General features: G+C 60.4%; 12 protein-coding genes. 5 read left to right on the top strand and 7 right to left on the bottom strand.

The features are described 5' to 3' along the window. Positions 1-159: 159 nt before the first annotated feature. Positions 160-1134 carry a transcriptional regulator FtrA gene (gene ftrA, locus D8U73_RS16405; RefSeq protein ID WP_056854530.1) on the bottom strand — a complete coding sequence of 325 codons (975 nt, stop codon included), beginning with the start codon at positions 1132-1134 and terminating at the stop codon, positions 160-162. Positions 1135-1233: 99 nt separating this feature from the next. Between ftrA and D8U73_RS16400 the strand changes: the two genes are divergently transcribed. The 4 genes from D8U73_RS16400 to D8U73_RS16385 all read left to right on the top strand — a co-directional run bounded on the left by D8U73_RS16400 (position 1234) and on the right by D8U73_RS16385 (position 4702). Next, positions 1234-1668, top strand: a complete 435-nt coding sequence (locus D8U73_RS16400) for a rhodanese-like domain-containing protein (RefSeq protein WP_056854529.1) — start codon at positions 1234-1236, stop codon at positions 1666-1668. Positions 1669-1863: 195 nt separating this feature from the next. After that, complete coding sequence (locus tag D8U73_RS16395; RefSeq protein ID WP_056854528.1) at positions 1864-2643, top strand: ABC transporter substrate-binding protein; 780 nt, start codon at positions 1864-1866, stop codon at positions 2641-2643. Positions 2644-2778: 135 nt separating this feature from the next. Beyond that, complete coding sequence (locus tag D8U73_RS16390) at positions 2779-3891, top strand: succinylglutamate desuccinylase/aspartoacylase family protein (RefSeq protein ID WP_130905124.1); 1113 nt, start codon at positions 2779-2781, stop codon at positions 3889-3891. Between the two features lie 94 nt (positions 3892-3985). Continuing rightward, entirely contained in the window at positions 3986-4702 is a 717-nt protein-coding gene (locus tag D8U73_RS16385; protein ID WP_130905123.1) for a dienelactone hydrolase family protein, read from the top strand. Positions 4703-4705: 3 nt separating this feature from the next. Here the strand turns inward: D8U73_RS16385 and D8U73_RS16380 are convergent, their stop codons facing one another. The 5 genes from D8U73_RS16380 to D8U73_RS16360 all read right to left on the bottom strand — a co-directional run bounded on the left by D8U73_RS16380 (position 4706) and on the right by D8U73_RS16360 (position 9006). Further along, positions 4706-5278 carry a hypothetical protein gene (locus tag D8U73_RS16380; RefSeq protein ID WP_056854525.1) on the bottom strand — a complete coding sequence of 191 codons (573 nt, stop codon included), beginning with the start codon at positions 5276-5278 and terminating at the stop codon, positions 4706-4708. 109 nt (positions 5279-5387) lie between these two features. Next, entirely contained in the window at positions 5388-6176 is a 789-nt protein-coding gene (locus D8U73_RS16375) for a hypothetical protein (protein WP_130905122.1), read from the bottom strand. Between the two features lie 236 nt (positions 6177-6412). Then, on the bottom strand, positions 6413-7594 hold the full coding sequence (locus D8U73_RS16370) for an acetyl-CoA C-acetyltransferase (protein ID WP_130905121.1): 1182 nt from the start codon (positions 7592-7594) through the stop codon (positions 6413-6415). An 11-nt stretch (positions 7595-7605) separates the two neighbouring features. Beyond that, positions 7606-8271, bottom strand: a complete 666-nt coding sequence (locus tag D8U73_RS16365; RefSeq protein ID WP_008153883.1) for a CoA transferase subunit B — start codon at positions 8269-8271, stop codon at positions 7606-7608. A gap of 36 nt (positions 8272-8307) precedes the next feature. Next, positions 8308-9006: a CoA transferase subunit A gene (locus D8U73_RS16360; protein ID WP_056854522.1), complete on the bottom strand. Its 699-nt coding sequence runs from the start codon at positions 9004-9006 to the stop codon at positions 8308-8310. A 227-nt stretch (positions 9007-9233) separates the two neighbouring features. Between D8U73_RS16360 and D8U73_RS16355 the strand changes: the two genes are divergently transcribed. Next, positions 9234-10118: a LysR family transcriptional regulator gene (locus D8U73_RS16355; RefSeq protein WP_130905120.1), complete on the top strand. Its 885-nt coding sequence runs from the start codon at positions 9234-9236 to the stop codon at positions 10116-10118. Positions 10119-10200: 82 nt separating this feature from the next. On the opposite strand, the gene D8U73_RS16350 is transcribed toward D8U73_RS16355, so the two are convergent. After that, entirely contained in the window at positions 10201-11061 is an 861-nt protein-coding gene (locus tag D8U73_RS16350; protein ID WP_130905119.1) for an NAD-dependent protein deacetylase, read from the bottom strand. Positions 11062-11090 lie beyond the last annotated feature (29 nt).

The raw sequence follows: 11090 nt of genomic DNA, 5'->3' as shown, positions 1-11090 counted from the left end.
CTTTGCTCCTACAGAGGATCTTCATTGGTCGAAAATCCCGATCACACCGGGATCCACTGTGGGAGCTGGCTTGCCAGCGATGGCGGCCTGTCAACCAACGGGAACCATTCGGGTGTACAAAAAACTGTTCTCTGGAGATCCCCTAAATGACAGGCCACCTCACAAAATGGCTTTGATCTCCCGGCCAAACCGCTCCCGATACACCGACGGTGGCACCCCGACCACGCTGCGAAACGCCACCCGAAAGCTTTCCACCGAACGATAACCACAGCGCAGTGCAATCTGCTCGGTGTTGTGGTCGGTACTCTCCAGCAACTCCCGCGCACGGCCCAGACGTTCATGTTGCAGCCAGGTTTTCGGTGACTGACCGCTGGCCTCGGTGAAGCGCCGCAGGAATGTGCGTTCACTCATGGCTGCTTCGCTGGCCAGGTCGCGGACCTCCAGCGGTTCATGCAAACGCTCGCGTGCCCACTGCATGACGCGGGAAAGATCGCTGCGCGGGGTGGGGCTGACCGGTGTCGGAATGAACTGCGCCTGGCCACCGGTGCGTTGCGGAGACATCACCAAGCGTCGGGCCACCGCGTTGGCCACCTGCGTACCGAAATCCCGCGCCACCAGATGCAGGCAAGCATCGATGCCGGCCGCGCTGCCGGCAGAGGTGATCAACTGGCCCGAGTCGACGTACAACACGTCCGGGTCCACCAGGATATTTGGAAAACGTTCCGCCAGTTCGCGGGTGTAACGCCAGTGCGTGGTGGCGCTTCGGCCGTCGAGCAGGCCGGTGGCCGCCAGTACGAATACGCCTGAACAGATCGACAGCAAGCGAGCGCCCCGGGCGTGGGCCTGGCGCAGGGCGGTGAGCAGTGCATCGGGCACGGTTGCGTTGCGGTCACGCCAGCCCGGAATGATGATGGTCCGTGCCTGCTCCAGCAGTTCCAGGCCGCCATCGGCCAGTACTTGTATGCCCCCCATGGCGCGCATGGGGCCTTGATCGACGGCGGCGATCTGGTGGCTGTACCAAGGAAAATCGAATTCCGGGCGCGCGAGGCCGAATATCTCCACGGCGATACCAAACTCGAATGTGCAGAGGCCATCGTAGGCCAGGATCGCGACCAATCCAGGGGTGGGCTGCATTTGGCGGAAAGTTCCCGGTGAGTGTCTTGTGCGCCACTTTAGCCGCAAGTGGCCGGCAGATAAAGTCTGCTCACACCCACGACACTCAGGAGCAAACCCATGACCAGCCTGGTCCGCGCAATACCCGCCGCCCCTTCGGCCATTGCCTTCATGCATTTCAGTAACCGCCTGACCTTTGAAACCGATTGCTCTGACGTTCACGGCAGCCAAGCGGCTGGCGAGGTGGATTTTGTGTTGGTCGACGTGAGGGGGCCGCTGGCGTTCGAACGGGGCCACTTGCCTGGGGCGATCAATATTCCGGGGCGACTCCTCAACGCCGAGCACCTTGCGGCCTATCCGAAAACCAGCCTGTTCGTGGTCTATTGCGCAGGCCCGCACTGCAACGGCGCGAACAAGGCAGCAGTGAAGCTGGCGGCGCTGGGCTATCCGGTCAAGGAGATGATTGGCGGCGTGACCGGATGGCTGGATGAAGGGTTTGCGTTGAGTGTTGCGACGTCGCAACCAGTGAACCATGTGCTCGGTTGCGAGTGTTGATCCAGTCCAGGAGATCGCAAACCGCGCCAGCGCTTGCAACGCAAAGCTGGCGCGGTCTTTTTCTATATTTATTTGTCGCTTCAAAATAACTGAAGTGGCGGAAGCCGCCATAGACTGCCGGCCACTTCGGTATTTGTCAGTTACAAACTGCGACCGAACGCTGCCAATAAAAGCCTCCGCACACAGGAGTTATAAATGAAGAAGCTAGTGATGTTCGGTGCCCTGGCACTGTCGATGTTGTCCCTGACCGCCGTGGCTGCAGATGCCAAGCCGATCCGCATCGGTATCGAAGCCGGTTACCCGCCATTCTCGATGAAAACCCCTGACGGCAAGCTCACTGGCTTTGACGTGGACATCGGCGACGCGCTGTGCGAGCAGATGAAAGTGAAGTGCACCTGGGTCGAGCAAGAGTTCGACGGCCTGATCCCGGCGCTGAAGGTCAAGAAAATCGACGCAATCCTGTCGTCCATGACCATCACTGACGATCGCAAGAAGAACGTCGATTTCACCATCAAGTACTACCACACCCCGGCGCGCTTCGTGATGAAGGCAGGCACCGACATCAAGGACCCGCTGACCGAACTCAAAGGCAAGAAAGTTGGTGTACTGCGCGCCAGTACCCACGACCGCTTCGCCACCGAAGTGCTGGTGCCGGCCGGCATTGAACTGGTGCGTTACGGCTCCCAGCAGGAAGCCAACCTGGACATGGTTTCCGGTCGCGTTGATGCGCTGCTGGCCGACTCGGTCAACCTGGACGACGGTTTCCTGAAGACCGACGCCGGTAAAGGTTTTGCTTTCGTAGGCCCGACCTATGAAGACGCCAAGTACTTCGGCGGCGGCGCCGGTATCGCTGTGCGCAAGGGTGATAAGGAACTGGCCGACAAATTCAACACCGCCATCGCTGAAATTCGCGCCAATGGCAAGTACAAGCAAGTGCAGGACAAGTACTTCGATTTTGACGTTTATGGCCATTGATACGCTGTAGAAAAAAGTGGCCTCGTTGTCGCGCGGGCCACTTTTTTTATGCTTTCTTTCCATCGAAACGAGAAACCTGTGGGGGCGGGCTTGCTCCCACAGTGATCTGGTTGTTTCTGACAGCGGAGTTCTCCCATGCAACGCATCGACCACCCACTGCCCTGGAGCCATCTCGGTACCGAGCGCACCCTCAGTGTGTTTCGTTATGGCACGGGTACGCGCAAGGTCTACATCCAGGCCAGCCTGCACGCAGACGAATTGCCGGGCATGCGCACGGCCTGGGAGCTGAAAAAGCGCCTGGCCGATCTTGAAAGCCAGGGGCAACTGCAAGGCGTGATCGAACTGGTGCCGGTGGCCAACCCCATCGGTCTCGACCAGCACCTGCAAGGCAGTCACATGGGCCGCTTCGAACTGGGCAGCGGCAAGAATTTCAACCGTTCCTTCGTCGAACTCAGTGCCCCCGTGGCGCAGTTGATCGGCGACCGTCTGGGCAGTGATGCCCAAGCGAACATCACGCTGATCCGCCAGACCATGGGTCAGGTAATCGATGGCTTGCCGGCGCCGGCGTCACAGCTGCAAGCCATGCATCGTTTGTTGCTGCGCCATGCCTGCGACGCGGACATCACCCTCGATCTGCACTGCGATTTCGAGGCGGCGATTCATCTGTATGCGCTGCCGCAACACTGGCCGCAATGGCGATCCCTGGCCGCGCGTTTGAAGGCGGGCGTGGCGTTGCTGTGCGAAGACTCCGGCGGCAGTTCGTTCGACGAGTCCTGTTCTTCGCCGTGGTTACGCCTGGCCCGGGCATTCCCCGAGGCGGCGATTCCACCGGCCAATCTGGCGACCACCCTGGAGCTGGGCAGCATGGGCGACACCCGGGTTGAGCAGGCACAAGCCAATTGTGAAGCGATTCTGGGCTTTCTCGCCGAACAGGGTTTTATCAAGGGACAATGGCCGCAAGCGCCGAGCGAATGCTGCGAGGGCATGCCGTTCGAGGGCACACAGTACCTGTTCGCACCGCACCACGGCGTGGTGAGTTTCCTGCGCGAAGCCGGGGAGTGGGTCGAGAAGGGCGATGCGCTTTTTGAAGTGGTCGACCCGTTGAGCGACAAACTCACAACGGTGTGCGCCGGTACCAGCGGCGTGTTGTTTGCGATCGATCGTGGACGTTATACGCAGCCGGGCACGTGGCAGGCGAAGGTGGCGGGGCGAGAGGCCATTCGGGCGGGCAAGTTGATCAACGATTAAAGCGAATGTCATCGCCAGCCACACCCGGGATGCCTCGGTCTGCTTCACAGTGTTAGGCTCTTCCCCGAATCCTGCGCACTGTGAAGGAAGGCTTATGTTGAAGATTCTCGCTCTGCTCACGCTGCTGGCGTCCGCCACTGTCCACGCTCAAACCCCGTTGCAAACCGATCTGCCGCTCAAATACCTGGAACAGTCCACCGTCGATTCCCGCGATCAACCGCTGGTGATTTTTCTCCACGGTTACGGCAGTAACGAGCACGATCTGTTCGACATCAAGGATCAATTGCCCACGCAATACACCTACCTGTCGGTGCGGGCGCCGATGGTGATGCAGGAAGGCAGTTACCAGTGGTTTCGCAAGAAAGGCGAAGGTGCCTACAACGGCGAGACCGATGATCTGAAGTCCAGCGGCCAGTTGCTGCTGGATTTCGTCGCACAGGCGACGAAGAAATATCAAACAGATCCGGACAAGGTGTTCCTGTTGGGATTCAGCCAGGGCGCGATCATGTCCTATGAGGTTGCCCTGCGCCATCCCGACGCGGTGGGTGGGATTGCCGCGTTGAGTGGGCGAATTCTGCCGGTGTTGCGGTCGGAATTGATACCGGATGAAAAACGCCAGTCGCTGGCGATTTTCATCGGTCATGGCACGGCCGACAAGCGTCTGCCCTACAGCGACGGCACCGAAGCCAACAGCTTGTTGCAGAGCATTTCACTCGAACCGGAGTTTCACGCCTACCAAGGGGTTGGTCACACCATCAGCGCCGAAGAGATCGCGGATTTGAGCGCCTGGTTGCAGCGCCTCAACCCCTGAGGTTTATTTGCCGCTGACGATTTGCTTGATCAGCGTCTCGTGGGCGGCCATGTCGCCAGGGCGGGAAATGACCTGAACTACGGTCATGCGCCCGCCGGATGCAGCCATCAGTGTGGTGTTGAGGGTTTGGCCGCCGCCCTGGGTGGCGGTGCTGTCGACCTGACGAAGGCCCAGGCCGGTACTCTTAAGGGTCAGGCTTTTCTCACTGAGCTTGTTGTAATCCGGCAACGCCTTGCGCTGTGCCGAGTCGAAATCGGCGGCCGTGCCATCCAGAAATTCGCCGTCGTTGTCCTTGACCTTGACGCCTTCCGGCAGGTTGTTTTCTGCGGCGATCACTACCGTCTTGGTGGCTTCGTTGGCGTACATGGTGCCGCTCGCACCGGTAGGGCTGGCCGGTAGCGGATTGGCGACGAAACCCTTGGGCAAGGTGAACGTGAACTTGCCGCCGAGCATCGAGACCTTTTGCACCTGTGCCGCTTCCTTGGCAGGTGCCTTGGCAGCCTGTGCACTCAAAGCCCCCAGGCTGGCAGCTGCTGCCAGCAACAGGACAACGGCTTTTTTACTCAACAGTGACATTCGCAAATCTCCAGGGATGGTCGCGCGGTGGGGGGCGATCATCCCATGGAGGTTGCCAGGTATTCCAGTGCGGGGTAACAGACGGTCGCAGGCCAGGTACCTGGAACTTCTACTCGTTCGAAAGGGTTGACGGTGTCGCACTGGGCGGCGTTTTGCCCAGCAGGCGTCTGGTGACGCCGAGCATGGCCACCGATACGGCAACACCGACGACGAAGCCCATCAGGCCCATGGTGGGCAAGGTCAGCGTCACGACCAGGCAAAACGCCGAAAACGAATACATACCGGTGGCCGTCGCCTGCAGCAACACCGCAGTAAATGCCGGGCCGCGGGTTTGTTGGGAGAACACCGCCATGACACTGCCGAGTACGGGGAACACGGCGAGCAGTCCGCTCCAGCGATCACCGACCGTACTGGCCAGCCACGTAACGGCCAAGGTGAGCAAGGCACCGGCAACCATGCGCAACAGCAGTTTGTCGGACTTCGGTGCCGGGCCCGTCAGGATCGGCTGCACCGATGGAAACAGGTAAGGCGCAACCAAAAGAGCGGTCGCGGCGGCGAGCACCGATAACAACAGCGACGGCGGAATCAGCGAAAGCACCACGGCGATCACCGCCCACACCATCAATGAAACCGTCAATGCCAGCGGCCACCCCGTCCGTTGACAGACCTGCGCATAGGTCACGCAAAAGGCGATCATGGCGAACATGGCCGACAAGGCTGCCATGGCCGACTGAGCGGCAAACGCTTCGCCTTGTTCAAGGGCGAGGAAAAACAGGATCGGCCCAACCACCACCGGCAACCCGGACAACCAACCCGCCACGCTTGGCCCCCAGCGTTTACCGGCCAGGGATATCAGCAGCAGGAAACCAGGGATCACCAGCAGTTTGAGCATCAACACGCGCACATCTCCGACCTGTGTGAGACAGCAACGGTAACATCGCACTGGGCGGATTGCTCTATAGATGTTTGGTTTTTGTATACAAAGCACAGGCCAGCCAGAGCGTTTTGTCTACATGTCCACGGGTTATCGGCAAAAAAACGGGATAAAAAAACCCGGTGCGACGTGAATCGCACCGGGTGTGTTGCCAGGCTGCGACGGATCTTCGTGGGTCCCCGTGCAGTCTGATGAACGCTTTAAGCTCGCTCGAGCGCCAAGGCCACGCCCTGACCACCACCGATGCACAGGGTGGCGAGGCCTTTCTTGGCGTCACGCTTGAGCATTTCGTGCAACAGGGTCACCAACACCCGGCAACCCGAGGCACCGATAGGGTGGCCGAGGGCAATGGCGCCGCCGTTGACGTTGACCTTGTTCAAGTCCCATTCCAGGTCCTTGGCCACGGCCAGCGATTGCGCGGCGAAGGCTTCGTTGGCTTCGATCAGGTCCAGTTGCTCGATGGACCATCCGGCCTTGTCCAGGCAACGGCGAGTGGCCGACACCGGGCCGATGCCCATGATCGCCGGGTCGACACCTGCGTTGGCGTAAGCAGCGATTTTCGCCAGTACCGGCAGGCCCAATGCCTTGGCTTTGGCCGCGCTCATCAGGATCACGGCCGCAGCGCCATCGTTCAACGACGAAGCATTACCGGCGGTCACCGAACCGTCCTTCTTGAAGGCCGCCTTGAGTTTGCCCAGGGATTCGGCGGTGGTGCCGGCCCGTGGCTGCTCGTCGGTGGCGAAGGACAGTGGATCACCCTTGCGCTGCGGAATCAGGATCGGCGTGATTTCATCGACGAAGCGCCCGGCTTCGATGGCGGCCACGGCTTTCTGTTGCGAGGCGGCGGCGAACGCGTCCTGCTGCTCACGGCTCAGGCTGTACTTCTCGGCCAGGTTCTCGGCAGTGATGCCCATGTGGTAATCGTTGAACGCATCCCACAGGCCGTCGCTGATCATGGTGTCGACGATTTGTGCGTGACCCATGCGCAGGCCGGTGCGCGCACCGGGCATCACGTAGTTGGCCAGGCTCATGTTTTCCTGGCCGCCGGCGATGATCACCTCGGCGTCGCCGCAGCGAATCGCCTGGGCGCCCAGGTGCAGGGCTTTAAGGCCCGAGCCGCAGACCTTGTTCAGGGTCATGGCGGGTACGGCGAAGGGCAGGCCGGCCTTGATCGAGGCCTGGCGCGCAGGGTTCTGGCCGGCGCCGGCGGTCAATACCTGGCCCATGATCACTTCATCGACTTGCGCAGGGTCCAGGCCGGTTTGTGCCAGCAACTGACGGATCACCGCAGCGCCCAGGTCGACCGCGGACACATTGGCCAGCGAACCCTGGAAACTGCCGATCGCGGTACGCGTGGCGGCAACAATGACGACTTCTTGCATGGAATGATTCCTCACTGGGCAGCGAACTGCATTTCCGGTACGTGATCCGGGACGATCAGTTTACCAGCGGTTTTGGCGACGATTTCCTCGACGCTGACGCCAGGTGCGCGTTCCTTGAGGACAAATGCGCCATTTTCGATTTCCAGATAGGCGAGGTCGGTCAACACGCGCTTGATGCAACCGGCACCGGTCAGCGGCAGGCTGCATTTGGACAACAGCTTGGACTCACCGTCCTTGGACGCATGGGTCATGATGACGATGATGTTGTCTGCGCCAGCCACCAGGTCCATGGCGCCGCCCATGCCCTTGACCAGTTTGCCCGGGATCATCCACGAGGCAATGTTGCCTTCGACGTCTACTTCGAAGGCGCCGAGTACGGTCAGGTCGACATGACCACCGCGGATCATCGCGAACGATTCGGCCGAGGAAAAGATCGAAGCGCCGATACGCGCGGTCACGGTTTGCTTGCCGGCATTGATCATGTCGGCATCGATGGTTTCTTCAGTGGGGAAAGGCCCCATGCCCAGCAGCCCGTTTTCCGACTGCAGCATGACTTCCATGCCTTCGGGAATGTAGTTGGCGACCAGGGTCGGAATGCCGATGCCCAGGTTCACATAGAAGCCGTCCTGCATTTCGCGGGCGACGCGTTGAGCCATTTGTTCGCGGGAAAGTGCCATTGTCGTTATTCCTTCATTCGGTCCGGGGGCTGGGGATCACTTACGCACGGTGCGCTGTTCGATGCGCTTCTCGAACGTGCCGCAGATGATCCGGTCGACGTAGATGCCAGGGGTGTGGATCTGTGCCGGGTCCAGCTCGCCGGGTTCGACGATTTCTTCGACTTCGACCACGGTGATCTTGCCGGCGGTAGCGGCCAGCGGGTTGAAGTTCTGGGCGGTGTGACGATAGATCACGTTACCGAAATGGTCGGCTTTCCAGCCTTTGACGATGGCGAAGTCACCGGTGATGGACTCTTCCATCAGGTACTTGCGGCCATGGAATTCGCGCACTTCCTTGCCTTCGGCGACCGGGGTGCCGACGCCGGTGGCGGTGAAGAATGCCGGGATGCCAGCGCCGCCTGCACGCATTTTCTCGGCGAGGGTGCCTTGCGGAGTCAGGATGACTTCGATTTCGCCTTTGAGCAGTTGTTCTTCGAACAGCTTGTTTTCGCCGACGTAGGACGCCACCACCTTGCTGATCTGGCGGTCGGTCAACAGCACGCCAAGACCGAAACCATCGACGCCGCAATTGTTGGACACCACGGTGAGGTTGCGTGTGCCCTTGCGCTTGATCTCGGCGATCAGGTTTTCAGGGATCCCGCACAGGCCAAAGCCGCCGGCGATCACGGTCATGCCGTCTTCAAGACCTGCCAACGCTTCCTCGTAGGAACTCACACGCTTGTCGAAACCTGCCATATGCACCTCTTTTATTCTTTGTGGGCGGCTGGCTAGCCGAATGGGAAGAGTGTCTCGCTGAAGTATTCATTTGTTAAGTTGATTTTTGCGGTTGATTGATAGATAAAACTCACCAATCAATCCTGTAGGCGCAGGGCTTGCCGGTGATGGCGAACTCCAGGAGGCCATCGCGCGCAAGCCAAGCGCCTACAGAAAGCACTTGCGCTCATCACTGGAGCACTCAGCCTATGACAGTCAAGCAGATCCGCGCTTTCCTGGCGGTAGCCCAGAGCCTCAGTTTCGCCGTGGCCTGTGAACGCCTGCACCTGTCGCAGTCTGCACTGAGCCTCACCATCAAGGCCTTGGAGGAAGGCCTGGGTGGCCGCCTGTTTACGCGCAACACGCGTAATGTCGCGCTGACTGCCGAGGGCGAATCGCTGGTGCCGCTGGCACGCCGCCTGATTGCCGATTGGGACAATGCCGAAGATGAATTGCGCCAGCGATTCACCCTTCAGCGCGGTCGCGTGACCCTGGCAGCCATGCCGTCGTTTGCCGGCAATCTGTTGCCACCGATCCTCAAGACATTCCGCGCCCGTTATCCGAAAGTCAACGTCACGGTCAACGACGTGATCAACGAGCAAGTGCTGGAAATGGTCCGCGACCGCCAGGTGGAACTGGGGGTCGCATTCGAGCCGCCGCAGAATTCGTCGCTGCAATTCACCCCGTTATACATCGACCGCTTTGTCGCGGTGGTACCCCGTGATTCACCGTTGGTCGAGTTGGACGAAATCGATTGGCAAACGTTGCTCAAGGAACCGTTCATCACCTTGCAACGACCATCGACTGTGCGGGTGATGCTTGAAGAACACTTGCAGGCGCGGGGCATGAAGTTGCCGGTGGAATTTGAGAGCCATCAACTGGCAACGGTCGGGCGGATGGTTGCCAGCGGCTTGGGCGTCAGCGCGGTGCCGGCGTTGTGTGCAGGGCAGATGCGCGAGCTGGGTGCGCGTTGCATCACCTTGCGTGATCCGGTGGTGGAACGGGCGCTTGGCGTGCTGACGTTGCCCGGCGGCGAGTTGTCGGCGGCGGCGCAGGCGTTGTTTGATGTGCTCAAGGCACAGGATTATGTGTAGGAGCAAAGCTTGCTCGCGATAGCGTCGTCCCGGTCGATATCGAAGGCGCATGTGCAGGCGCTATCGCGAGCAAGCTTTGCTCCTACAGAGGGGCGGGGTGTTTCGGGGACAGACGTTGGGCCAGAAGGGGTAGAAGCTGTTCGCATGAAGCTTCTATTTTCAAGTCGAGGATGTCATCCGCCCGAGTCTTGCCCAGGTTGATCGCAATCAGCGGTTTGCCTTGATCCGCCACCGCCCGGCACAAGCGAAACGCCGAGTACGCCATCAACGACGAGCCGATCACCAGCAATCCCGCTGCCTTTTCCACCGCGGCCATGGCCTTGGCTGCCGTGGCCTGGGCGACATTCTCACCGAAAAACACCACGTCGGGTTTCATCCGTTCGCCTGCGCAAAAGGGGCAACGCGGCACCTGAAAGCGTGCTTCGAAGGCGGCGTCCAGCAGGGTATCGCCGTCCGGCGCCTGCACCGCGTCCACGCCCGCCAGGTAGGGGTTCTGCGTTTCCATCAGATTCTGGATCGAATCCCGTTCGCTGCGCATTCCACAGTCCAGGCACAACACCCGGTGCAGGCTGCCATGCAGTTCGATGACGTCGTGGCTGCCGGCCTGATCGTGCAAGGTATCGACATTCTGCGTGATCAAGCCGCTGATCCGCTGTGTGCTCTGCAAGCGGGCGAGTGTCTCGTGGGCCACATTCGGCTGCGCCTGACGCACCCGCGGCCAGCCGAGCATCGCCCGTGCCCAATAGCGCCGACGGGACTCGGGGGCGGAGAGAAACTCCTGATACATCATCGGCTGGCGGCCACGCCGCACACCCTGGTTGTCGCGATAGTCCGGAATGCCTGAGGGGGTGCTGATGCCGGCACCCGTCAGGACGGCGAACGGCTGATCGGCCATCAGTTGCTGGAGTCGGTCAAGTTGTTCGCGGGTCAGGCTGTCGAGCATGTCGGGAGAACCTGTAGGAGCGAGCATGC

The sequence above is a fragment of the Pseudomonas sp. Sample_22 genome, from assembly GCF_004307635.1.
Lineage (GTDB): Bacteria > Pseudomonadota > Gammaproteobacteria > Pseudomonadales > Pseudomonadaceae > Aquipseudomonas.
This window is presented reverse-complemented; position numbering and strand designations above follow the sequence as displayed.

Coding starts and splice junctions, on each gene's coding strand:
- D8U73_RS16380 (WP_056854525.1), bottom strand. CDS start 5,278: ATGTCACTGTTGAGTAAAAAAGCCGTTGTCCTGTTGCTGGCAGCAGCT.
- D8U73_RS16360 (WP_056854522.1), bottom strand. CDS start 9,006: ATGGCAGGTTTCGACAAGCGTGTGAGTTCCTACGAGGAAGCGTTGGCA.
- ftrA (WP_056854530.1), bottom strand. CDS start 1,134: ATGCAGCCCACCCCTGGATTGGTCGCGATCCTGGCCTACGATGGCCTC.
- D8U73_RS16370 (WP_130905121.1), bottom strand. CDS start 7,594: ATGCAAGAAGTCGTCATTGTTGCCGCCACGCGTACCGCGATCGGCAGT.
- D8U73_RS16350 (WP_130905119.1), bottom strand. CDS start 11,061: ATGCTCGACAGCCTGACCCGCGAACAACTTGACCGACTCCAGCAACTG.
- D8U73_RS16365 (WP_008153883.1), bottom strand. CDS start 8,271: ATGGCACTTTCCCGCGAACAAATGGCTCAACGCGTCGCCCGCGAAATG.
- D8U73_RS16355 (WP_130905120.1), top strand. CDS start 9,234: ATGACAGTCAAGCAGATCCGCGCTTTCCTGGCGGTAGCCCAGAGCCTC.
- D8U73_RS16400 (WP_056854529.1), top strand. CDS start 1,234: ATGACCAGCCTGGTCCGCGCAATACCCGCCGCCCCTTCGGCCATTGCC.
- D8U73_RS16395 (WP_056854528.1), top strand. CDS start 1,864: ATGAAGAAGCTAGTGATGTTCGGTGCCCTGGCACTGTCGATGTTGTCC.
- D8U73_RS16390 (WP_130905124.1), top strand. CDS start 2,779: ATGCAACGCATCGACCACCCACTGCCCTGGAGCCATCTCGGTACCGAG.
- D8U73_RS16385 (WP_130905123.1), top strand. CDS start 3,986: ATGTTGAAGATTCTCGCTCTGCTCACGCTGCTGGCGTCCGCCACTGTC.